Raw genomic sequence first — 23,034 nt, forward strand, 5'->3', positions numbered from 1 at the left:
TTTGAAGCCTGAGGCCGTGCCTCGGGAATGTCAAGCATTTTCCGATAGTTGCGACAATCCGGAGCCGACACCTTGCGGTAGAGTGAGCCGGCCTTCCGCAGCCTCCAGGCCGGTGAAGGGATCGTCCAGCAGATGATCGAATTCGGCGAACTCGACGGGGTAGTGGAAAGACGGCAACGCGGCGGCCAGATGCAGGCATTGGGCCGCGATCAGGCGGGGGCCATAGGCGGTCCCGACCCGGTAGGCGCCCCCCGCCGCCTCGCAGATCTGCGCGGCGATGAAGACCTTGCCGATCCCGCCGAGGACCGAGCTCTTCAGGTTGAAGCTGTCGCAGGCGCCTTCGGCGATCAGTGTGACGATGTCGCGCAGCGAGCGGATGGCTTCGTCGGCCTCGACCGCGATCGGACTGCGCTGCGAGACGAAGGCTAGACCGGCAATGTCAGCGGCGGGAACCGGCTGCTCGACGAGGTCGACGCCATGGCGGGCGATGCGCTCGATCATGCGCAGCGCGGCCTTCGGCGTGTAGCTCTGGTTGGCGTCGGCCGAGAGCCTGACGGCAGGACCGACGCTTTCGCGCACCGCCCTGACGCGCGCCTCTGCGAGATCGGCATCGCCGTCGACCTTCACCTTGAGACAGCGATAGCCCAGCCCTGTCAGCCGTGCCGCATCGGCGGCCATGCCCTGTGGGTCTTTGAGCGGCAGGATGCGCTGGAGCTCGACGCTGGTTCGCCGCGCGCCGCCGAAGAGCACATGCAGCGGTACCTGCAAGGCTCGCGCTGCCAGCTCATGGAGCGCGCTGTCAATGCCGGCCTTGACCGCTTCGTGTCCGGAGAGGGCCTTGTCGAGGTGATCTCGCGTCAGGGCGTAGTGCAGCGGGTCGGCGCCGAGCAGGAGCGGACGCAGCACCGCGATTGCGGCCTCCGAGCCGGCGAGATCGTCGGCATAAAAGGACATCGCCTCGACATGGCCCTCACCGACGAGGCCGGAAGACGTGCGCAAGGTCACGATCAGCCCGTCAAGGCGCGGGATGCCACCGAGCGCGAAGCGCCAGGCCGGGTCCTGCTGCGGCTGGACGCAGCGCCTGACCTCGACGGTGACGATCCGGTCGGCCTCTGTGGAAGGGCTAGCCATGATCAAGGTGCTCCTGGCGGCTCACCGAGCCGAGAAAACTGAGGATTTCGCGGTTGTAGAGTTCCGGCACCTCCCACCAGGGCGAATGGCCGGAACCGGTCAGGATGGCGAGGCGCGCGCCGGGGATCCGGTCGGCGATCAGACGGGCATTGGCTGGCGGGGCGTAGAGATCGGCATCGCCGGTCAGGACGAGAGTGGAGAAATCGAAGCGCTGCAGATCGGCCCAGCGGACGCGATTGGCGAAGCGCAAGGGAACGCGCTCGATGCCCGAGCGCGCCAGCATTGCGTTCCAGCGGGCGACACCCTCGGGGCATTGCGCCCGGTAGGACGGACCGAGCTCGCGGAAATCATGGGGGAGTTGCTCGAACTGCGGCGGCAGCAGCCGCTGCAGCATCGCCTGATAATCGTCGTCCACCAGTCCGACGATGCTGCTGGAGATGACGAAGCTGAGCAGGCGCCGGGGATGCGAGACCGCGAAATCGGTCGCAACCATGCCGCCGGCGGCGGTGCCGATCAGGTGAAAGCGATCCAGCCCGAGGGCATCGACCAGGCGGAGCAGATCGGCCGAGGCCGGTGGCGGCGCGGCCTGGTCTCCGGCCTCGGAACCGAAATGCCCGCGCCGGGAATAGCCGATGACGCGGTAGCCGGCTTCGGCGAAGACCGGCCATTGCTGGTCCCAGCATTCGCCGCTGCCGGCCGAGGCGTGCAGCAGGACGATGGCGGGCCCAATGCCGCCGGTATCCCAGACCCATAGCCGGACGCCGTCGCCAACGTCGACTTGGGCTTCGTGCCGCGAGCGCGGCGGGGGCAGGGCGGTGTTCACCGGTTCAGTCCGCCTTGAAGGCGATGGCGTCGGCCTCAATCAGCCAGGCCGGGTTGGCGAGGCCGCCGACCACGAAGGCCGTCGTCGCCGGCGGCTTTGCCGAGAAGTAGCCGTTGCGGATGCCGGCATAGCCGATGATCTCCTCGGCGCTGCGGCAATAGGCGGTGATCTTGACGATGTCGTCGAAGCCCATGCTGGCCGAGGCGAGGACGGCGCCGATATTCTCCATCATCTGCCGGACCTGGTCGTCGAAGGCTTCGGGAATGGAGCCATCGGGCCGGACGCCGACCTGTCCGGCGACGAAGAGCTGGCGGCCGGCACCCCGCGTCTCGACCCCGTGCGAATAGAGATTGCGGGCGGGCGGCGCGATCGAGGCCGGGTTGTGCTGGAGCGTGGTCATGGATCGTCTCTTGCGGTTGGAAAGAGATGGGGTCAGGCGCCGACCTGGCTGACGAATTTGGTCGAGAGGTAGGCTTCGAGCCCCTCCGTGCCGCCTTCGCTGCCGTAGCCGGAATCCTTGATGCCGCCGAAGGGCGTCTCGGCGGCGGCGAGGCCGAAATGGTTGATCGAGACCATGCCGCTCTCGAGCCCGTCGGCGAATTGCGCCGCGCGCCTCGTCGAGCGGGTGAAGGCGAAGGCGGCGAGGCCGAAGGGCAGCGCGTTGGAGCGTTCGATCGCCTCGTCGACCGAGCCGACCCGCACCAGCGCGGCGACCGGCCCGAACGGCTCGTCGCGCATGATCCGGGCGCTGTCGGGCACATCGGAGAGGACGGTCGGCTCGAAGAAGAAGCCCTCATTGCCGATGCGGCGACCGCCGGTTTCGAGCCTGGCGCCGTGCTGAACGGCGTCGGCGACGAAATCCTGCAGCGCATCGAGCCGGCGGGCATTGGCGAGCGGGCCCATCTGCGTGCCCTCGGCCGCGCCGGGGCCGACCTTGACGGCCTTGGCAGCTTCCGTGAAGGCGGCACGGAAGCCGTCATAGACGGCATCCTGCACGTAGAAGCGCGTTGGCGAGGCGCAGACCTGGCCGGCATTGCGGAACTTCAGCCCGACGCCGAGCTTCACCACCGCGTCGAGATCGACATCATCGCAGACGATGAAGGGGGCGTGGCCGCCGAGCTCCATGGTGGCGCGCTTCGCCTGCGCTCCCGCCAGCGCGCCGAGATGCTTGCCGACCGGCACCGAGCCGGTGAACGAGACCTTGCGGATCACCGGCGAGGCGATCAGCCGCTCGGAGATTTCCGCCGGCACACCGAACAGGATGTTGAGCACGCCCTCGGGCAGGCCGGCCTCCTGGAAGCATTTGGCGAGTTCGATGCAGGCGGAGGGCGCCTCTTCCGGCGGCTTGGCGATGATCGAGCAGCCGGCGGCGAGCGCTCCGGCGATCTTGCGGACGAGCTGGGCGAGCGGGAAGTTCCAGGGGCTGAAGGCCGCGACCGGGCCGACCGGCTCCTTGACGACGATCTGGCGTGCGCCGGGGATGCGCGAGGGGATCACGCGGCCATAGGCGCGCCGACCTTCCTCGGCGTACCATTCGATATGCTCGGGCGCCGTGCCGGCTTCGCCGCGCGCCTCGGCGAGCGGCTTGCCCTGCTCGCGGGTCATATGCTCAGCCATCACCTCGGCGCGCTCGCGGACCAGCGCGGCGGCGCGATGCAGGATGTGCGCGCGTTCGAGCGCGGTCATGGCGCGCCAGGTCGTGAAGCCCTTCCGCGCGGCCTCCAGCGCAGCGTCGACATCGGACGCCTCGGCGAAGCCGAGCTTGCCGATCACTGCACCGGTGGCGGGATCGACGACCTCGCCGGTGCGGGAGCCGGATGGTGCGCGCCAGCTGCCGGCGATGAGAAGGGGCTTGTCGAGCATGATCCGAGGTCCTGCGTTGGGAGCGAGGGGCCGCAGCGGTGCGACCCGGTGATTTGAGGGAGGAATGCGGAGCGCTATTCGAGCTTGACCCCGATCGAGGCGATCAGCGGGCCCCATTTCGCCCGCTCGGCCTTGATGAAGGCGACGAACTCATCCGGGGAGGTCGGCGAGGAGATCGCCTCCTGGCTCTCGAACTGCCTGAGCAACTCGTCCGAGCGCAGCGTCGCCAAGGCGGCGGCGTGGATCCTGCCGGAGACCTCCGTCGGCATCCCGGCCGGGCCGACCAGCCCGTACCAGTTGTCGGAGACGACCTTGGGAAAGCCGACCTCGGCTGTGGTCGGCACATCCGGCAGGGCCTTGATCCGTTTCTCCGTGGTGACCGCGAGGGCGTTGACGCTGCCGGCCTGGATCTGCGGCAGCAGCACCGGGATATCGGCGGTGACCATGTCGATATGGCCGGCGATCAGGTCGTTCACGGCCGGGGCCGCGCCGCGATAGGGGACATGGGTGATGTCGACCCCCGCTTCCGCCTTGAACAGCTCGCTGGCGAGATGGGTGATGCTGCCGAGCCCGGCCGAGCCGAAATTGACCTTGCCGGGATTCTTTTTCGCGTAGGCGACGAGATCGGCGAGGCTCTTGAGGCCGAGCTTGGCGTTGGTGGTGATGACCTCGGGAACGCGCGACACCAGCGTGAGCGGCGTCAGGCTCGTTTCCCAGTCGAACGGCATTTTCGCGACCATGAACGGCACGGTCGAGAGCGCCGCCGCGCCGGCAAGAGCGATCTGGTAGCCGTCCGGCCCGGCCTTCGCGATCGCGTCGATCGCCGGCAGCCCGGCCGCGCCGCCGGGGCGATTGTCGATGACCACCTGCTGGCCGAGCCGGGCGCTCATCCCGCTGGCGAGGGCGCGGGCGAACAGATCGGCGGGGCCGCCGGCCGCGAAGGTGACGATCAGGCGGATCGGCCTGACAGGATAGCCCTGCGCGCCAGCTCCCCGCGGAGCCAGCATGGCAGCCCCGGCCGTCGCCATGAATCTGCGCCTGTCCATCTCGATCCTCCTCCCGTTTATGGTTTTTCCGGCTCTGGCGGCGCGGGTCGTCACGAAGGCTGCAAGGCGGGCTCGCGAATGGATTGAGCTGCAGGCAGCCGTGCCAGCGTCGCCCGGTATTCCCCGGCGATCCGTTTCACGAGTTCGCCGGCCGGGACGATGTCGTCGATCAGACCGGCGCTTTGCCCGGCCTCGACCTTGCCGTCCTCGATGTCGCCGTCGAAGGCGGCGAGCTTGAGCGAGGAGCGCTGGAACAGTTCGCGCCGTTCCTCGTCGGGGCGCCCGGCGCGCTCGGCTGCCGCCATCGCCTCGGCGAAGCGGTTGCGCAGCACGCGGATCATGCCGAAGCCGCGTCCGACCACCATGGTGTCGGAGACCGACGCCGCGACGACGCGTTGGCGGTAATCGTCATGCAGGCGCGCCTCCGGCGTTGCCATGAAGCGGGTGCCGAGCTGCACGGCATCGGCACCGAGCGCTAGCGCGGCCGCGAGGCCCTGGCCGTCGGCGATGCCGCCGCCCAGCACGATCGGCAGCTCGGGCACGGCTTTCGCCACGGCGCGGCCGATCACCAGGGTCGAGACCAGTTCGGGCGGCGGGCGGCCACCCGCCTCGCCGCCGACCACGACGAGACCGTCGACGCCCTTGGCCGCGGCCTTGGCGGCATGGACCTCGGAGGCGACGACATGCAGGCAGAGCGTGCCGATCGCCTTGAAGCGGTCGAGATAGCGATCCGGCCCGCCTTGCGAGGCGATGATGATCCGGACGCGCTCATCGACGAGCAAAGCAAGGATGTCGTCAACCTCCTTGCGGTAGAGCGGGACGTTGACGGCAAAGGGGCGATCCGTCTCGGCGCGCACTCCGGCGATCGCGGCCTTGAGGTCGTCGCGCCGCATCGGCCCGGCGGCGATGACGCCGAGCCCGCCGGCGCCCGAGACTGCCGCCGGCAGCGCCGCGCAAGAGGAGGCCCAGCTCATCCCGGCCTGCACGATCGGCAGGTCGATGCCGACCAGCCGGGTGAAGCGCGTCTCGATGCTCAGGCTCATGCCACAGCCTCGAGGCCGAAGAGCTGGCGCGCATGGGCGGCGAGCTTGTTCTTCTGGACCTTGGAACTCGCGGTCATGCCGATCTGGTCGAAACTCTCGACGATCTCGACATAGCGCGGCACCTTGAAGCCGGCGAGGTGCTCCTTGCTCCAGGCGATGATCTCGTCGGGTGCGAGCGAGGTGCCGCTCGCCAGGATCACGAAGGCGGCGGGTACCTCGATCAGGCGCTTGTCGGGCACGCCGACGACCTGCGCCTGCTGGATGCCGGGATGGCGGTGCAGCACGTTCTCGATATCGGCCGAGGCGACGTTCTCGCCGCCGACGCGGATGATGTCCTTGGCCCGCCCGACGAAGGCGAGCCGGCCATCGGGCGCGAGGCGGCCGAGATCGCCGGTGCGCAGCCAGCCGTCTTCGCTGAGGACGGCGCGGGTTTCCTCGGGTTTGGCGTAATAGCCCTGCATCACGTTCCAGCCGCGCGCATAGATCTCGCCGACCTCGCCAGGGCCGGGCTCGGGACCATCCTCGGTCGCCCGGATCTCGACCTCGACGCCGGGATGGATGCGCATCCAGCCGGCGATCCGGTCGGCGAGCGGGTCCCACCAGGCGGCGGTGCATATATTCGGCGAGGCTTCCGACTGGCCGTAGCAGACCGCCATCTCGGTCGCGCCGAGCTGACGCGCGATGCGCTCCATCACCGAGGGCGTCGCCGCCGCCCAGCCGCCGCGCAGGGAGAGCTTGCGCTGGGGCAAATCGGGATGGTCGAGCAGCATCAGGAAGATGGTGTCGTTGCCCGACATCAGCGTGCAGCGCTCTTCCTCCATCAGCCGCAAGGCATCGCCCGGCTCGTAGCGCTCGCAGCTGACGAGGCAGGCGAGATGCTGCAGCGAAGCGATCACGGCGAGCGTGCTGCCGGCGACATGGAAGAAGGGGCGGGGGCTGAAATAGCGTTCGCCCGAGCGCAGGCCGAAGAAGCGGCCGGCGGAATAGGCGTCCCAGGTCATGTTGCGATGGGTGAGTACCGCTCCTTTCGGGAAGGAGGTGGTGCCGGAGGTGTACTGGATCAGCAGCGGATCATCCGCCGTCGGCACGGGCTCCGGCACGGGCTGGCCGGTGCCCGCCTTGAGGAAATCGGCGAAGGCGGTCGCGCCCGCCGGAACCGTCTCGCCGAGAACTACGACGCGGGTCAGCTTGGGCAGGGCCGTATCCGGTAGTTTCGTATCGACCGCCGGGCAGATCTGCCTGAGGATCTCGACGAAATCGATCTTGAGCAGGCGGTCGGTCATGAATAGCAGCGAGACGTCCGACTGCCGCAGCGTGTAGGCGATCTCCTCCGCCTTCAGCCTGGTGTTGACCGGCACGGTAACGGCGCCGAGCCGGGCGATGGCGTGGAACAGCACGATCCAGGGGATGCTGTTGCCGAGGCAGATGCCGACATGGTCGCCCTTGCCGACGCCATACGCGGCGAGCGCGGTCGCAACTTCGTCGACCCGGGCGGCGAGGGCGGCATAGCTGATGCGTTCGCCATTGCAGACGACGGCCTCCTCGCGGCCGGCGAGGCGCACGGCCCGCGCCAGGGCTTCCGGCAAAGTGTCGGCGCAGCCGAACAGATCGGATGGCAGCTCGCTGGCGCTCATGAGTTCTTTCCCTGTGCGTCGCGTTCGGCGAAGGCCTCCAGGCCCTTGCGCCATTCGGTGTCGGCGAGCGCGCGCTCGATCGCGGCGAGCTCGATGCGGATGCCCGTAGCGAGATCGGTCTTCTCGCCGAGCTCGATCGATTGCTTGGCAAGCGTCAGCGCCAGTGCCGGCGCCTTGGCGATCTCAGCGAGCAGCTCCGCGACGGTCGCTTCCAGTTCGTCCGGTTTGACGATGCGGTTGACGAGGCCGGCGGCCAGGGCTTCCTCGACCGGCCAGCGCCGCGCCGTGAAGAGCAGCTCCTTCGCCAACCTCTTGCCGACGACGCGCTGCAGGCGCTGCGTCGCGCCGACCGTGCCCCAATGCGCTTCCGGGAAGGTGAAGCTTGTGCGCTCGGAGGCGATGATGAAGTCGCAGGCCATGGCGATCTCGCCGCCGGAGCCGACCACGGGTCCATCGACGACGCAGACCACGGCCTTGCTGGAGCGCTCGATCGCATCATAGGCGGCGAAGGAGGCGAGCCGGCGTTGCCGCACCCAGATCTCGTCCTTGCCCTTGCGCTCCTTGAGATCCGCCCCGGCGCAGAACACCGGGCCGGCGCCGTCGACACGGGCGATGCGGATCGCGGGATCGGCCTCGATCGCCTCGAATACGGCGCGCAATTCGCGGCACATCGTCAGGTCGAGCGCGTTGCGCGCCTCGGGGCGGTTCAGCGTCACCCGCAGGATCGGCCCGTCGGCGGCGACCGCCAGGCGCTCGAACGCCATCCCGGATAAGAGGCTCTGGCTCATGCGCCGATCTCCTTCAGGCCGAATTCGGCGGCGAGAGCGGCGCTGTCGGCGCCATGCAGCGGTGGGGTGCCGAGAGACGGGGCGTCATAGCCGGTGAAGCGCAGCGGATTGCGCAGCGCCGGGAAGGCGCCCGCCGTCGGATGCCGGAACTCCGCCACCATGCCGCGTGCCTGGACATGCGGGTCGGCCAGCGCCTGCGCGACCGTGTTGACCTCGCCGGCCGGAACGCCGGCTGCGCGCAGGGCCTCGGCGACATCGGCGCGCTTGCGCCCGGCCAAGGCGTCGCGCATCGCCGCCATCACGCGCTCGCGCTGTTTCACCCGTTCGGCATTGCGGACAAGCGCCGCATCGGCCGCGAGTTCGGTGAGGCCGAGCGCCGAGCAGATCGCCTGCCAGTGCTGGTCGCTGCCGCTGATATGGAGCCACTCGCCGCCGGCGCAGGCGAAGGCGGCGGAGGGGACGCGGCCAGGGTGCTCGGTGCCGGTGCGCTGCGGATCCTCGCCGAGGGCGAAGAGGCGCGCCGCTGCAATAGTCAGCAGGCTGATCTGAGTATCGAGCATCGAAAGGTCGACATGGCAGCCCTTGCCGCTGCTGGCGCGGCCGACCAGTCCGGTCAGGATGGCGACGGCGTTCCAGAGCCCGGCGGTCAGGTCCGCCATTGGCACGCCGACCTTGGCGGGCGGGCCGTCGGGATGGCCGGTGAGCGCCATCACGCCGCTCAGCGCCTGGAAGATGGTGTCGTAGCCGACGCGGTCTCGATAGGGGCCGCTCTGGCCGAAGCCGGTATTGGAGACGTAGACGAGCGCCGGCTTCTCGTTCGCGAGCTCAGCATAGCCCAGCCCCATCTTGTCCATCTGGCCGGGCAGGAAGTTTTCGAGGACGACGTCGGCCTGGAGCGCGAGCGTTTTCGCCGCGGCGCGGCCGGCCGGCGTCTTCAGGTCGAGGACGATCGATTCCTTGCCGCGGTTGAAGGCGAAGAAATAGGCGCTCTCCTCGCCGACGCGCGGCTCCCATTGCCGCGATTCGTCACCCGTTCCCGGGCGCTCGACCTTGATCACCCTCGCGCCCATCTCGGCCAGGATCATCGTCGCCATCGGCCCGGCGAGGACGCGCGAGAAATCGACGATGGTGATGCCGTCGAGCGGTCTCATGCGCCGTCCCCGTCGCGGAAGCTGCGCATCAGGGCGTTGATGTCGCGCCCGGCCGCCATGGCCGCCTCGAAGGGCAGGTCGGCGACGCGGTAGAACAGCCGCTTGGTCGCCTCCATTGCGACGGGCTTCACCTTGGCCCAGCCTTCGGCGATGGCGAGCGCTTCGGTCAGCACGTCCTCCGGCGCCACGACCTTGTTGACGAAGCCGAGCCGCAGCGCCTCCTCGGCGCCGACCATCCGGCCGGTGCTGACCAGCTCGAAGGCGAGCTTGCGGCCGACGGCGCGCTGCAGGCTCGTCATTACGATGGCGGGGACGATGCTGTGGCGCAGCTCGGGATAGCCGAATTTGAGGTCGCTGCCGGCGACGACCATGTCGCAGCCGATCGCGGTGCCGGCGCCGCCGCCGACCGCGACGCCCTGCACGGCGGCGACGATCGGCTTCGACAGGCCCGGCAGCAGCATGTGCAGCCGCGTCGTCAGGTCGGCGCGGGCGACCACGGCCTTCTGGTTGGCCGGGGTGAGGTCGGCGAATTCCTTGAGATCGGCACCGGCGCAGAAGCCGCGTCCGGCGCCGGCCAGGACGACCGCGCGGATCGCCTCGTCCTCCTGCGCCGCGAGCAGTGCGTCGAAGAGCGCGCGCGTCAGCGCCGTGTCGAGGGCGTTGAGCTTGTCGGGCCGGTTCATCGTCAGGATGCGGACGGCGCCGCGGGTCTCGACGAGCAGGGGGGCTGGGGCTTGGGACATGATACCTCTTCAGGATCAGGCGACGAGGCCGAGCCCGGAGCGGGCGACCATCGAATGGAGCTGGCGACCGAGAACCTCCTCGCAGCGATGCGCGGTCTCGATCAGGGCGGTGAGGTCGAGGCCGGTCGGCACGCCCATCGCCTCGAACATGTTGACGAGGTCCTCGGTGGCGACATTGCCGGTGAAGCCGCCGCCATAGACGAGCTGGGCAGGATGGCCGCCGATGCCGCCGAAAGCGCTGTCGAAATTGTGCACGCCGGCCTCATGGGCCGCGACGCAATTGGCGAGGCCGGTGCCGCGGGTGTTGTGGAAATGCGCGATCAGCGTCAGTTCGGGCACCGCTGCCGCGACGGCCTGGAACAGGGCCTTGGTGGTGCGTGGCGTGGCGAGGCCGGTGGTGTCGCCGAGCGTGACATGGCGGACGCCCAGGGCCGCGAACCTGGCGGCGTCGGCGATTATGGTGCTGGCGTCGACTTGGCCTTCGAATGGGCAGCCGAAGGCGACCGAGATCGTCCCGATCAGCCGGAAGCGGCCCTGCGCGGCGGTGACCATCGCCTCGACATTGGCCCATTGCGCGGCCCGCGAGCTCTTCAGGTTCCGCTCGCTGTGCGCCTCGGTCGCCGAGACCAGCAGGCTGATCTCGTTCGGTCCATAGCCGGCTTCTGAATCGGCAACGGCACGGTCGACGGCGCGCGGATTTGGGCAGGTCGCCTTGTAGAAGACCCCATGTTTGCGCCGGATGCCGGCCAGGACCTCGCTGGCGTCGGCGAAGGCCGGCACGACCTTGGGATTGGAATAGGAGGTGGCCTCGATGCGCTGGAACCCGACGGCGGTGAAGGCGTCGATCAGCGCGATCTTCTGCCCGCTCGGCAGAAAGACGGGCTCATGCTGCAGCCCGTCGCGGGCAAAGCATTCGCAGATGACAACCGCATCGGTCATGGCGTCAGTCCAAAAAAAAACCGGCACACGGACGAGCGGGGTTTCCGCTCCTGCGTGTGCCGGTCCGATTTGCTGTGGTCCCGCTGCCTTGAAGGGCGTCGGGGCACAAATCTCCTAGCTGCTTTCAGGTCTATGCCCGTGTCCGGCGCGCCGTCAAGTGGCGAAATTCGGGACGTCTATCGAGGTGCAAGTGGCCGGTTCCTCCTTCACCAAGGCATGGCGGATGCGCGCTGCCCGGTTTGACAACCACCGTGCCCGCAGGCATTTTCGAGGCCGTCAGGCGATTGGCGATGGGCTGCTTCGACGGCTGCCCAGACAAGCGATCGAACCGGCTCTTCCCGAAAATTTTGCGCGGACGCGAGGCGGTTTTCGGCTGCCCCGAGCCGGCATGCGAGGTGCGCCATGACCGCCAATTCCAATCACGCCAGAGACATCGCCTACCAGCTCCACCCCCAGACGAATTTCTCGCTGCACGAGAAGATCGGCCCGACGATCATCTCCCGCGGCGAGGGCTTCCACGTCTATGACGACGCCGGCAACCGCTATCTCGAAGCCATGGCCGGCCTGTGGTGCGCGGCGCTCGGCTTCAGCGAGAACCGGCTGGCGGAAGCCGCGGCGAAGCAGTTCGCGGCGCTGCCCTATTACCAGAACTTCGCGCACCGGACCTCGGAGCCGGCGATCGCGCTCTCCGAGCGGCTGATCGAGATCGCGCCGGTGCCGATGTCGAAGGTGCTGTTCCAGAGCTCGGGCACGGAAGCCAACGACACTGCGGTGAAGCTGGCCTGGTACTATTTCCATGCGATCGGCAAGCCGCAGAAGCGCAAGATCATCGCCCGCAAGCGCGCCTATCACGGCACCTCGATCGCCAGCGCCAGCCTGACCGGGCTGCCGCATATCCACCGCGACTTCAACCTGCCGCTCGACGGCTTCCTGCATGTCACCTGCCCGCATTTCTACCGGGAAGGGCTGCCGGGCGAGAGTGAGGAAGCCTTCGCGACGCGCCTCGCCAACGAGATCGAGGACCTGATCCTGGCGGAGGGGCCGGAGACGGTCGCTGCCTTCTTCGCCGAGCCGGTGATGGGGACCGGCGGCTGCGTCGTGCCGCCGAAGGGCTATTACGAGAAGGTCCAGGCGATCCTGAGGAAATACGAGGTCCTCTTCGTCGTCGACGAGGTCATCACCGGCTTTGGGCGCACCGGCAACTGGTGGGGTTCGCAGACCTATGATCTCAAGCCGGACATGATCAGCAGCGCCAAGGCGCTGACCGCGGCCTATCAGCCGCTCTCGGCCTTGCTGCTGTCGGAGCCGATCTACCAGGCGATGAAGGAGCAGGGCGACAAGATCGGCGTGTTCGGCCATGGCTACACCTATGGCGGCCATCCGATCGCCTGCGCCGTCGGCTTGGAGGCGTTGAACCTCTACGAGGAGCGCGGGCTGATCGCAGGCGCTCAGGTGCTTGGTGCCCAGCTGGAAGGGCGCCTGAAAGCCCTGCTCGACCATCCGCTCGTCGGCGAGGTCCGCGGCGTCGGCCTGATGTGGGGGATCGAGCTCGTCCGCTCCAAGGCAACGCGGCAGGCTTTCGAGCCTTCGCTGAAGTTCGGCCTGGAGATCCAGCGTCTCGCCTTCGAGAACGGCCTGATCGTGCGGGCGCTCGGCGATACCCTGATCATGACGCCGCCGCTGATCATCACGCCGGAGGGCATCGACGACGCCGTCGACCGCTTCACCAGAGCGCTCGACCTCGGGCTCGACCTGCTGACGACCAGGGGCATCGCGCTGGACAAGGCCGCCTGAGGGCGGCCAAGGCCAAGCTCAGCCGCGATTGTCGCGGATCTGGAAATAGCGCTGCACGGCGGCGCGCGTGGCGACGATGAGCGCCTCGCGCGACGGCGTGTGCACGGCCGTGGAGATCAGCCGTTCCAGCGGCGCCATGCCGTTGCTGACGTCGTAGCCGACAATCAGGCGCGAATAGAACGAGCGGGCGAGCTGCGTCACGAAGGTGGCATCGACCGCCATGATGACGTTCGTCGCCGGGTCGATCTCGAGCACGACGCCGGCATGCTTGAACTCCTCGAACATGCTGGTGCCCTTGGGAGCGGCGGAGTAGCCGCTCACCAGAACGGTCTTGACGTCGGTCATGGCGATTCCCCGGTTCGTGCTTGCTTGGCCTGACGGCTCTCACACTCACCTGCCAGCTGACAAGGGGTGAAACGACGTTCGCGACGGAGCGGTTGACAGGGACGAAATTCCGGCGCGTACTAAATGGGCTAGGTGATTTGTGCTGGGGCAGCCCTCCTCGTGACGGGCCTCCAGGGGAACAATTCGAACCGGCGCTTTTTCTCCGGGCTCGCAAGGGCTGGGGCGAAAGCGCCGGTTTTTTTCGTTCCGGTCACCTCGGCGCACAACAAAATCCGAGGGGTTGGACATGACCGACAGGACAGACAGCGCAAGGCGCCGGCAGATCGCCATCGTCGTCGGCGCGGCGATTTTCGCGATGCTTCCGGCTGCTGCGAGCGCGCAGGAGAGCGTGGCCGTCGCCGGCTATGGCGGCGCGATGCGTAGGGGTTTCGATGCGGCGCTGGTCAATCCGGCAGCGCAGCAGGTCGGCGTCAAGATCCGCAGCGAAACCCATGGCGACCTGCCCTCGATCCGGGTTCAGGTCCAGTCGGGTGCCCCGGCCTGGGACCTCGTGCATCTCGGCGGCGACGAATGCGCCCGCGGCGAGAGCGAGGGGCTGTTCGAGCCGCTCGATCTCTCAAAATTCGACGATGCCGCGATCCCGGCCACGGCGCGCGGCAAGAGCTGGGTCGCGACCAATTATTATTCAGTGGTCATGGCCTGGCGCACCGACAAGGTGAAGCAGCCACCGAAGTCCTGGGCCGATTTCTGGGATGCCAAGGCGTTTCCGGGCCGCCGCGCCGTCCCCGGCCTCGCCCAGGAGACGCTGGAGATCGCGCTGCTCGCCGATGGCGTCGCGAAGGACAAACTCTATCCGCTCGATGTCGAGCGCGCCCTTGCCGCGATCAAGCGGCTCAAGCCGCAGATCGGCGTGTTCTGGACCACGGGCGCCCAGTCGACGCAGCTGATCAAGGATGGCGAGGTCGACCTGATCGCGATCTATGGCAGCCGCGTCTCGCCGGTGATCGAGGACGGCAGCGCCGTCCAGTTCAGCTATGATCAGGGCCTGCTCGGCTATGGCTGCGTCGCGGTCCCCAAGGGCGCCAAGAACGCCGCCAAGGCGAAGGCGCTCGCGCTGGCGATGGTCTCGCCGGAGATCCAGGCCAACATCATCGAGAAGATGGACAACTACGGCCCGGTGAACACGAAGGCCTATGAGGTCCGCAAGTTCACGCCGGAGCAGCTCGCCAAGACCAATTCCTCGCCGCAGAACGCCAGCAAGCAGGTGCTGATCGACGCGGCCTGGTGGGCCAAGAACGGCGACAAGGCGGAAGAGGCCTTCAAGTCGGCGATCCTGCAATGAAGGTTCCGGTTTCGATCCGGGGGCTCTCGAAGAAATTCGGGTCGTTCGAAGCGCTCAAGGACATCAATCTCGACATCGCGCCCGGCGAATTCGTCACGCTGCTCGGCCCCTCTGGCTCGGGCAAGACGACTCTGCTGCAGGTGCTCGCCGGTTTCGTGACCCCGACCAGCGGCAGCATCCTGGTCGCGGGCGAGGAATTGCTGACCAGGCCGCCGCACCGGCGTGAGATCGGCCTCGTCTTCCAGAACTACGCGCTGTTCCCGCATATGAACGTGTTCGAGAACGTCGCCTATCCGCTAAAGCTCCGGCGCCTCTCGCGGAGCGAGATCGAGACCCGCGTCCGCGGTGCGCTCGACATGGTCAGGCTGAGCCAGTTCATCGATCGCCCCGTCGACAAGCTCTCGGGTGGGCAAAAGCAGCGCGTCGCCCTGGCGCGGGCCCTCGTCTTCGAGCCGCGCATCCTGCTGATGGACGAATCGCTCTCGGCGCTCGACAAGAAGCTGCGCGAGCAGATGCAGATCGAACTGCGCCATCTGCATGAGCGCCTGCACACGACGACGGTGTTCGTGACGCATGACCAGCGCGAGGCGCTGACCATGTCGGATCGGATCGCGGTGATCAATAACGGCGCCCTGATCCAGTTCGATACGCCGCGCACGATCTATGACCGGCCGAAGACGCGCTTCGTCGCCGATTTCGTGGGTGAGACGACCTTCCTGCCGGTGGAGCTTAGGGCGGGCGGCGGGGCGAGTGTCTTCGGCACCCCCTTGCGCCTGCCGGATCATGCGGCGGGATCGACAGCCGACTCTCGGGAGAGCTGGCTGGCACTGCGGCCGGAAAAGCTCGCGATCGGCCCGGTCGCCGGTCCGGAGGCCGAGGTCAACTCCTTCTCGGCCGTGGCGCGCGAGACGATCTTCCAGGGCGACAGCCTGCTGGTGATCGCGGGCTTCCCGGACGGCCAGAACATCGCTGTGCGAGTGGTGCCGCAGGAGGCCAATCGCGGACTCGTGCCGACCCCCGGCCAGCCGATCCACATCAACGTCCATCGCAATGACAGCATCCTGGTCAGCGGCGATGTCTGAGGCGCGATCCATGGCCGGCATGGTCGCCGCGGCCGCGCCAGGCTCCGCCGATGCGTCCTATTTCGCCCGCGCCGAGCGGCGCGAGGCCTGGTCCTTCGCGCTCCTCGCCGTGCCTGGGCTCATCGTCATCGGGCTCCTGTTGATCGTCCCGGTCGGCTGGCTCTTCGTCCTCTCCTTCATCGGCAAGGATGGCGGCGTCTCGCTCGAGAACTACGCAAGGCTGGCGCAACCGGTCTATGTCATCACCTTCGTGACGACTTTCCAGATCGCCGGGATCGTGACGCTGGGCTCGATCCTGCTCGGCTATCCCGTCGCCTATCTGCTGTCGCAGCTGAGCCCGCGGGCGGCGGCGATCTGCATGATTTTCGTGATCCTGCCGTTCTGGACCTCGGTGCTGGTGCGCACCTATGCCTGGCTCGTACTGCTGCAGCGACGAGGCCTGATCAACAGCTGGCTCGTCGGCCTCGGCATCATCAACGAGCCGATCCCGCTGGTGAACAACTTCATCGGCACGACGATCGGCATGCTGCATGTGCTGCTGCCCTTCATGATCCTGCCGCTCTATTCGAGCATGAAGACGATCGACACCGACTATCTGAAGGCGGCGTCGAGCTGCGGCGCCTCGCCGATGCGGGCGTTCTGGGACGTGTTCTTCCCGCTCAGCCGCCCCGGCCTCTTCGCCGGCACGGTGCTCGTCTTCATCCTGAGCCTTGGCTTCTACCTGACGCCGGCCCTGCTCGGCGGCGGGCGGGTCAGCATGTGGTCGATGCAGATCGCCACCAATGTCTCGACCTACAGCAACTGGGGTGCGGCCAGCGCGCTCGGCGTGCTGCTGCTCGTCGTGACCATCGCCATCCTCGCCGCGCTGAACAAGGTGTTCCGCGTCGACAAGCTCTACGGGGGCCGCTGATGCTGACCGCTGCCGCCAGCGCCACGCAGATCAGGCATTATCAGAGGCTCTGGCTCTACGGGCTGTGCGCCCTGATCTTCACCTTCCTGATCGTGCCCTGCGTGCTGATCGTGCCGATGTCGTTCTCGGCCTCGAACTATCTCGAGTTCCCGCCGCGGGCCTGGAGCCTGCGCTGGTATCGCGAGTTCTTCGACTCCAGCGAATGGATGGATGCGCTCTGGCTCTCGCTCAGGGTCGCCGGGCTGACGACGTTGATCGCGACGCCGATCGGCACTGCGGCCGCCTATGGGCTGTCGCAGATGCCGGAGCGATTGACCAAGCCGCTGCGCATGTCCTTCCTGCTGCCGATGATCGTGCCGAACATCCTGGTCGCGATCGGCGTCTTCTTCGTCTTCGCCAAGCTCGGGCTCAACAACACGGTGACCGGTCTCGTGCTGGTCGGCATCATGCTGGCGCTGCCCTTCGTGCTGGTGACGGTGTCGAGCGGCTTGCAATCCTTCGACGGCAATCTGGAGCGGGCGGCACGCAGCCTCGGTGCGACCCGGCTGAAGGCGTTCCTCACCGTGACCGTGCCGCAGATCAAAAGCTCGATCGCGGCCGGGGCGCTGTTCGCCTTCGTCGCGGCCTTCGACGAGGTGGTGATCGCCCTCTACATCTCCAGCGGCGAGAACTCGACACTGCCGCGCCGGATGTTCGCGAACATCCGCGATCAGGTCGACCCGCTAGTGGCGGCGGTCTCCTCGGTGCTCGTCGTCGCCTCGATCGTGCTGCTACTCATCGTCCAGATCGCGAAGCGGCCGGAAAAGGGAGCAGCGCGATGACCGCCAGATCCGTTTCGAAGCGCGAGGACAGGGACGCCGCAGAGCTGGATTCGCTCTGTCAATACGCGATCCAGGGTGTGCACGAGGCCTCCTATCTGGAGTTCCTGCGTTTCGCGCCATTGGAGAAGCCGGGCGCCGAGATCAGGGCGACGCTGCATCCCGGCTGCGACCGGATGCGCTTGCCCGCGCATATTGAGGCGCGCGCCGGCTTCTATCTCGCGGATGCGCTGACGGTGGTCTCGTCCTCGACCTGGCCGGACGCCTTCATGGATGCACGAAACGTCATGGCCGGCGCCTTGCGCGTCGTGGCGGGCGAGCGGCAGGTCGTCACCCGCTGTGCCGGGGGCGGGCGCCACGCCTATGCCGGACGTGCAGCGCATGGCTGTCACCTCAATCATGCGGCGATCGCGGCGTCCTATCTGCGCGAGAGCCTGCCGCGGGTCGCGGTGCTCAGCCTTGGCGAACACCATGCGAGTGGAACCCAGTCGATCTTCCTGTCGCGTGCCGACGTGCTCTGCGTGTCGGTTCATGGCGATCCCGCCCAGCGTTATCCCTTCTACACCGGCTATGCCGACGAGCATGGCGGCGAGGATACCGCTGGCGCCAATCTCAATCTCGTCCTCGGGGGCGAAGCCGATGAGAAGACCGTCGATGCCGCGCTCGCCGAAGCCTGCGAGGCGATCAGGCGCTTCTCGCCCGGTGCGGTCGTGGTCGACATCGAGGCGGGACTATCCGGGCCGTTCGACCGGCTGGCGGCGTCGGGCCCTGCCGCTGCGGCGCGCAAGCTTTCCGGAGCCCTGGATTGTCCGGTCATGGTGATCACATGTGAGACCAGCTAGCCGGCCGGGCGCTCCCGACTAGGGCGCCTCGCCGAACCCGCCTTTTTCATCAACGTCGCAAGGCATTTCGCGGTGTCCTTCCCGCAAGGACGGACACGAGGAAGCGGATGAACCGGCGCCGGCATGCGGACAGCCCGTCCGCGTGCGCGGCGCCGTTTTCACATGGGGAGGAGAGAGATGACGCAGTTTTCATCGGGAATGACGATGTCGCGCTTCGCGTTCGCTGCCGCCGTGCTGATCGGCTCGGCGCAGATCGCGGCGGCGCAGGATTCGGTCACCTTCGCCGGCTTCGGCGGGCAATATCAGGGCAGCGTCCGCAAGGCGCTGTTCGACCCCGCTGGCAAGAAGCTCGGCGTCCGCGTGCGCGAGGAGAGTCATAGCGGCCTCGCCAGCGTCAGGGTGCAGGTCCAGTCCGGCAAGCCGGGCTGGGACATCGTTCAGCTGGGCGAGGCCGATTGTGCGCGTGGTCAGAACGAGGGGCTGTTCGAGCCGCTCGACTATTCGAAGATCGATACGACCGGCATCGCGCCGCAGGCGCGGGGAACGGCCTATATCGGCAGCAACTACGTCTCGACCGTCCTGGCCTGGCAGAAGGACAAGTACAAGGACAAGCCGCCGCGCAACTGGAAGGATTTCTGGGACGCGAAGGCGTTCCCAGGCCGGCGGGCCATGCACATCTATCCGCAGGAAAGCATGGAGGTCGCGCTCCTCGCCGACGGCGTCGACAAGGACAAGCTCTATCCGCTCGACGCCGACCGGGCCCTGGCCTCGCTGGCGAAGCTGAAGCCCTCGATCGACGTGTTCTGGCAATCTGGTGCCCAGGCCTCGCAGCTTCTGAAGGATGGCGAGGTCGACATGATCGTGATCTGGGGCAGCCGGGTCGCCAGCGTGCTGGCGGACGGCGCACCGGTCGACTTCACCTATGACCAGGCCCTGCTCGGTTTCGGCTGCTTCGGCATTCCCAAGGGCGCCGCCAATGCCGCCGCCGCCCAGCGCATGATCGCGCAGATGGTCACGCCCGAAATCCAGGCCAACATCCCCGATGTGCTGCCCTATTACGGTCCGATCAACGAGCGCGCCTTCGGCGTGAAGCAGTTCTCAGCCGAAGCGCTGGCGAAGGCCAATTCCTCGCCGCAGAACAAGGATCGCCAGGCGCCGCTCCAGCCTGCCTGGTGGGCCGACAACATCGCCCGCGTGCAGGAGCGCTATCAGGCGCTGATCGCGAAGTGAGCCCTTGAGGACTGCCCGAGATGAAGACGATCTTCCATCCCGACCAGTATGGTCATCACGTGCGCACCCGGCTTTCGGGTGGCACCCTCACCTCGGCGCTGGAAGTGCCGGACCGGGCGCGCGTCCTGCTCGCGGCGGCCGAGGGCTGTACCGAGGCCGTGATCGCGCCGGGACCGGCCGACCTCGCGCTGATCCGGCGCGTCCACGACGCCGATTATCTTGCCTTCCTCGAAACCGGCTTCGCCGCCTGGAAGCAGCGTTTCCCGGCGAGCGAGGAATTGCGGCCGAGCCTGCATCCCAACGCCTATATGCGGCGGCTGCCGCAGGACCTCTTGGGGCGGGCCGGCTACTATATCGCCGATGCGGCGAGCGTGCTGCTCGCCGACAGCTGGTCCGCGATCCTCGCCAGCGGTGCGACCGCGCTCGATGCGACGGCGCGGGTCCTGAACGGCGAGCAGGCGGCCTATGCGCTGTGCCGGCCGCCCGGGCACCACGCCTATCGCGACCAGGCCTGCGGCTACTGCTTCCTCAACAACACCGCGCTGGCGGCGACGTTGGCGCGTGACAGCGCCGAACGCGTCACGATCCTCGACGTCGACGTGCACCATGGCAACGGCACGCAGGCGCTGTTCTATGACCGCGCCGATGTGCAGACCATCTCGGTCCATGCCGACCCGGCGACGGTCTATCCGTTCTATGCCGGCTATGCCGACGAGACCGGCGAAGGTGCTGGCGAGGGCTTCAACCTCAACCTTCCGGTTCCGGAGCGGGCGGATGACGAGGTCTATCTCGCCGCGGTCCGGCAGGCGGTCGAGCAGGCGAAGGCCTTTTCGCCCGACGTTCTGGTGATCGCGCTCGGGCTCGATCCCTCGGTGGCCGATCCCTTCGCCTGTACTGCCGTGACGACCGAGGGCTTCCGGCGCATGGGCGAGAGCCTGGCGAGCTTGCGGCGCCCGACCGTGATCATACAGGAAGGCGGCTATCCCTCGCCGGTGCTGGGCGACAATCTCGCGGCCTTCCTGACCGGCTTCCAGGAGGCGATGGCGTGAGCGGCCACGCCACGCCCACGCTGGACGATGCGCTGATGGCGCCGTTGCCGCAGTTCGCCGGCGACGAACTGGCGCAGGTGCTGCGCGAGCATTTCGGGATCAGCGGTTCGTTCGCGCGGATCAGCGGCGAGCGCGATCTCAACCTGCATGTCGCCTGCGCGGATGGCCGCGATGTCGTCTTCAAGATCTGCGGCGACTCCGACAGCGCGGAGGAACTCGCCTTCCAGAACGCGGCGCTGACCCATCTGGCTCGGACCGATCCGGCCCTGCCGGTGCCGCGCGTGGTCGCTGCACGCGATGGCAGCACGATCGTCGCGCATGGGCGCGGCGGCCAGCGCTATCTGCTGCGCGTCCTGACCTATCTGCCGGGCGAGCCTGCGCTCGGCAGCGCCTTGTCGCGGGCCCAGCGCGTCGAGATTGGCATGCTGGCGGCGCGGCTTGATCGCGCTCTGGCCGATTTCGAGCATCCCGGCGCGAACCGGCCCTTCATCTGGGACCTCGTCCATGTCGCCAGTCTGCACGAGAAGGTCGCCTTTCTCGATACGGACCAGCGCAAGGCTCTGGCGGAGCGGGTGCTCGATCGCTTTGCCGAGACCGTCGCGCCGCTTCTGCCGGCGCTGCCCCGGCAGGTCATCCATAACGACCTCAACCAGAACAACCTGCTGCTGCGGCCGCAGGATGGCTCGGTCTCCGGCATCATCGATTTCGGCGACATGATCAGGACGATCCGCGTCGCCGAGGTCGCGATCGCGGCCGCGCATCTCATCTATCGCGAAGCCGATCCGCTGAGCGCGATGGCGCAGGTGGTGAAGGGCTATGCCCGGGTCCTGCCGCTGGAGGCCGACGAGATCGCGGTGCTGCCGGCGCTGATCCAGGCGCGGCTCGTGACCCGCGAGCTCATCGTCTCCTGGCGCCGCCAGGCCAATCCCGCCGCGACCACCTCCTATCGCGACGATGTCAGCCGCTTCGGCTGGGAAGGGCTCGCCCGCTGCGACGCGCTGCCCCCGGCTGAACTCCATGCTCGTCTCGCCGAGGCCGCTGGCCTCGGCACTCATTGATGGTCTCCTCCGGAAAGAAGCCCGCCATGTACGACACGCTGATGGAACGCCGCGCCCGCCTGCTCGGGCCGATGTACAAGCAATTCTACCAGGCTCCGTTTGTGCCGGTACGCGGTGAGGGCGTCTGGGTGACCGATCAGGGCGGCAAGCGCTATCTCGACGCCTACAACAACGTCCCGCATGTCGGCCATTGCCATCCGCGCGTGGTCGAGGCGGCGAGCCGCCAGCTCGCGATCTTCAACTCCAACACCCGCTATCCCAGCGAATTGATCGTCGACTATGCCGAGCGCCTCGCCGAGACCATGCCCGATCCGCTCAAGGTCTGCATGTTCGTCTGCTCCGGGACCGAGGCGAACGAGCTCGCCTGGCGGATCGCCATGGCCAATTCCGGCGGCAGCGGCGCGCTGATCACGAGATCCGCCTTCCACGGCAATTCGACGATCATCGGCGCGCTCGATTCCTCGACGATCCCCGCCGAGCGCCAGCAAAGCTGGGTCGCAACCGTGCCTGCCCCCGAGCATCGCGGTGTCGGCGACAGGACGCCGAAGCTGACGGCTTCCGACTATGCCGAGCAGTATCGCCGGGCGATCGCCGGCCTCGCCGAGCGTGGGCACCGGCCGGCCGCGCTCCTTGCCTGCCCGGTCTTCGCCAGCGACGGCCTCTACAGTCCGCCCGCCGGCTATCTCGACGAGGCGATCGCCGAGGTCCGAAAGTCCGGCGCGCTGATCATCGCCGACGAGGTCCAGTCGGCGCTCGGCCGCACCGGCACGCATTTCTGGGGCTTCCAGCATGCCGGCATCACCCCTGATATCGTCACCATGGCCAAGCCCATGGGCAATGGCCTGCCGCTCGCGGTCGTCATCACGCGCCGCGAGCTGGTCGAAGGCTTCCTCCGGACGGAGCGCTATTTCAACACCTTCGGCGGAAATCAAGTCGTCGCTGCCGCCGGTATCGCCGTGCTCGATGTGCTGCGCGACGAGGGCCTGCAGGAGAACGCGCTTCAGGTCGGCGCCTATCTGCGTGGCCGGCTCGCAGGATTGATGGGGATGGACGAGCGCATCGGTGACGTCCGCGGCACCGGCCTGTTCGTCGGCGTCGAGGTCGTCAGGGATCGTGCGAGTCAGGCACCGGCGCCAGAGATGGCGCGCGCGCTGATCGAGGGGCTGATGCAGCGCGGCGTGCTCGTCGGCATCACCGGCGGCGGCCGCAACCTGCTCAAGATCCGTCCGCCGATGGTCTTTTCGCGCGAGAATGCCGACCAGCTGGTCGAGACTCTCAAGCAGACCTTGGCGGCAACACCGCGCTAGCGGATCGGTCCCCGTTTTCCAGGGGCGATAAGGCCGCGGGGTCGAGCGCCAATGCGGGTTGACAGTGTGCGTCGGAAATTGCTTAACATGATAATC

General features: G+C 67.7%; 22 protein-coding genes. 10 read left to right on the forward strand and 12 right to left on the reverse strand.

Annotated elements, in window-relative coordinates; genetic code table 11:
- Positions 1 to 30: 30 nt before the first annotated feature.
- The 11 genes from AC1DS0_RS19670 to AC1DS0_RS19720 form a co-directional block, all read right to left on the reverse strand.
- The gene (locus AC1DS0_RS19670; RefSeq protein ID WP_476815965.1) at positions 31 to 1,131 is read right to left on the reverse strand and encodes a mandelate racemase/muconate lactonizing enzyme family protein; all 1,101 of its coding nucleotides are present in this window, start codon (positions 1,129 to 1,131) and stop codon (positions 31 to 33) included.
- Positions 1,124 to 1,954 (reverse strand): alpha/beta fold hydrolase, encoded by an 831-nt coding sequence (locus AC1DS0_RS19675; protein WP_476815966.1) that lies wholly within the window; start codon positions 1,952 to 1,954, stop codon positions 1,124 to 1,126. The genes AC1DS0_RS19670 and AC1DS0_RS19675 overlap by 8 nt, the downstream gene beginning before the upstream one ends.
- Positions 1,955 to 1,958: 4 nt before the next feature.
- Positions 1,959 to 2,354 (reverse strand): RidA family protein, encoded by a 396-nt coding sequence (locus AC1DS0_RS19680; RefSeq protein ID WP_476815967.1) that lies wholly within the window; start codon positions 2,352 to 2,354, stop codon positions 1,959 to 1,961.
- A 32-nt stretch (positions 2,355 to 2,386) separates the two neighbouring features.
- On the reverse strand, positions 2,387 to 3,820 hold the full coding sequence (locus AC1DS0_RS19685; protein ID WP_476816069.1) for an NAD-dependent succinate-semialdehyde dehydrogenase: 1,434 nt from the start codon (positions 3,818 to 3,820) through the stop codon (positions 2,387 to 2,389).
- Between the two features lie 71 nt (positions 3,821 to 3,891).
- Entirely contained in the window at positions 3,892 to 4,863 is a 972-nt protein-coding gene (locus tag AC1DS0_RS19690) for a Bug family tripartite tricarboxylate transporter substrate binding protein (protein WP_476815968.1), read from the reverse strand.
- A 50-nt stretch (positions 4,864 to 4,913) separates the two neighbouring features.
- Positions 4,914 to 5,906, reverse strand: a complete 993-nt coding sequence (locus tag AC1DS0_RS19695) for an NAD(P)H-dependent flavin oxidoreductase (protein ID WP_476815969.1) — start codon at positions 5,904 to 5,906, stop codon at positions 4,914 to 4,916.
- Positions 5,903 to 7,540: an AMP-binding protein gene (locus AC1DS0_RS19700; protein ID WP_476815970.1), complete on the reverse strand. Its 1,638-nt coding sequence runs from the start codon at positions 7,538 to 7,540 to the stop codon at positions 5,903 to 5,905. The genes AC1DS0_RS19695 and AC1DS0_RS19700 overlap by 4 nt, the downstream gene beginning before the upstream one ends.
- On the reverse strand, positions 7,537 to 8,328 hold the full coding sequence (locus tag AC1DS0_RS19705; RefSeq protein WP_476815971.1) for an enoyl-CoA hydratase/isomerase family protein: 792 nt from the start codon (positions 8,326 to 8,328) through the stop codon (positions 7,537 to 7,539). Before AC1DS0_RS19705 ends, AC1DS0_RS19700 begins: the two co-directional genes overlap by 4 nt.
- Positions 8,325 to 9,479: a CaiB/BaiF CoA transferase family protein gene (locus tag AC1DS0_RS19710; RefSeq protein ID WP_476815972.1), complete on the reverse strand. Its 1,155-nt coding sequence runs from the start codon at positions 9,477 to 9,479 to the stop codon at positions 8,325 to 8,327. The genes AC1DS0_RS19705 and AC1DS0_RS19710 overlap by 4 nt, the downstream gene beginning before the upstream one ends.
- Entirely contained in the window at positions 9,476 to 10,222 is a 747-nt protein-coding gene (locus AC1DS0_RS19715) for an enoyl-CoA hydratase/isomerase family protein (protein WP_476815973.1), read from the reverse strand. Before AC1DS0_RS19715 ends, AC1DS0_RS19710 begins: the two co-directional genes overlap by 4 nt.
- Positions 10,223 to 10,237: 15 nt before the next feature.
- Positions 10,238 to 11,161 carry a hydroxymethylglutaryl-CoA lyase gene (locus AC1DS0_RS19720; protein WP_476815974.1) on the reverse strand — a complete coding sequence of 308 codons (924 nt, stop codon included), beginning with the start codon at positions 11,159 to 11,161 and terminating at the stop codon, positions 10,238 to 10,240.
- A 402-nt stretch (positions 11,162 to 11,563) separates the two neighbouring features.
- Here AC1DS0_RS19720 and AC1DS0_RS19725 point away from each other — a divergent pair, with 402 nt between their 5' ends.
- Positions 11,564 to 12,955, forward strand: a complete 1,392-nt coding sequence (locus tag AC1DS0_RS19725) for an aminotransferase (RefSeq protein WP_476815975.1) — start codon at positions 11,564 to 11,566, stop codon at positions 12,953 to 12,955.
- Positions 12,956 to 12,973: 18 nt separating this feature from the next.
- Here AC1DS0_RS19725 and AC1DS0_RS19730 read toward each other — a convergent pair whose 3' ends face one another.
- The gene (locus AC1DS0_RS19730; protein ID WP_326874430.1) at positions 12,974 to 13,300 is read right to left on the reverse strand and encodes a DUF3870 domain-containing protein; all 327 of its coding nucleotides are present in this window, start codon (positions 13,298 to 13,300) and stop codon (positions 12,974 to 12,976) included.
- A 286-nt stretch (positions 13,301 to 13,586) separates the two neighbouring features.
- Between AC1DS0_RS19730 and AC1DS0_RS19735 the strand changes: the two genes are divergently transcribed.
- From AC1DS0_RS19735 to AC1DS0_RS19775, 9 genes are all read left to right on the forward strand, one after another.
- Positions 13,587 to 14,642 (forward strand): ABC transporter substrate-binding protein, encoded by a 1,056-nt coding sequence (locus AC1DS0_RS19735; protein WP_476815976.1) that lies wholly within the window; start codon positions 13,587 to 13,589, stop codon positions 14,640 to 14,642.
- Positions 14,639 to 15,724 carry an ABC transporter ATP-binding protein gene (locus AC1DS0_RS19740; protein ID WP_476815977.1) on the forward strand — a complete coding sequence of 362 codons (1,086 nt, stop codon included), beginning with the start codon at positions 14,639 to 14,641 and terminating at the stop codon, positions 15,722 to 15,724. Before AC1DS0_RS19735 ends, AC1DS0_RS19740 begins: the two co-directional genes overlap by 4 nt.
- Positions 15,725 to 15,734: 10 nt before the next feature.
- On the forward strand, positions 15,735 to 16,634 hold the full coding sequence (locus AC1DS0_RS19745) for an ABC transporter permease (RefSeq protein ID WP_476815978.1): 900 nt from the start codon (positions 15,735 to 15,737) through the stop codon (positions 16,632 to 16,634).
- A complete protein-coding gene (locus tag AC1DS0_RS19750; protein ID WP_476815979.1) occupies positions 16,634 to 17,455 on the forward strand; it encodes an ABC transporter permease in 822 nt (273 codons plus the stop codon). The genes AC1DS0_RS19745 and AC1DS0_RS19750 overlap by 1 nt, the downstream gene beginning before the upstream one ends.
- Positions 17,452 to 18,294 carry an arginase family protein gene (locus AC1DS0_RS19755; protein WP_476815980.1) on the forward strand — a complete coding sequence of 281 codons (843 nt, stop codon included), beginning with the start codon at positions 17,452 to 17,454 and terminating at the stop codon, positions 18,292 to 18,294. Before AC1DS0_RS19750 ends, AC1DS0_RS19755 begins: the two co-directional genes overlap by 4 nt.
- 177 nt (positions 18,295 to 18,471) lie before the next feature.
- Positions 18,472 to 19,524 (forward strand): ABC transporter substrate-binding protein, encoded by a 1,053-nt coding sequence (locus AC1DS0_RS19760; RefSeq protein ID WP_476815981.1) that lies wholly within the window; start codon positions 18,472 to 18,474, stop codon positions 19,522 to 19,524.
- A gap of 20 nt (positions 19,525 to 19,544) precedes the next feature.
- The gene (locus tag AC1DS0_RS19765; RefSeq protein ID WP_476815982.1) at positions 19,545 to 20,573 is read left to right on the forward strand and encodes a histone deacetylase family protein; all 1,029 of its coding nucleotides are present in this window, start codon (positions 19,545 to 19,547) and stop codon (positions 20,571 to 20,573) included.
- Positions 20,570 to 21,631 (forward strand): phosphotransferase, encoded by a 1,062-nt coding sequence (locus AC1DS0_RS19770; protein ID WP_476815983.1) that lies wholly within the window; start codon positions 20,570 to 20,572, stop codon positions 21,629 to 21,631. The genes AC1DS0_RS19765 and AC1DS0_RS19770 overlap by 4 nt, the downstream gene beginning before the upstream one ends.
- Before the next feature lie 26 nt (positions 21,632 to 21,657).
- Entirely contained in the window at positions 21,658 to 22,938 is a 1,281-nt protein-coding gene (locus AC1DS0_RS19775) for an aspartate aminotransferase family protein (RefSeq protein ID WP_476815984.1), read from the forward strand.
- Positions 22,939 to 23,034: the final 96 nt, after the last annotated feature.

The organism is Allobosea sp. P4_H5, assembly GCF_056400825.1.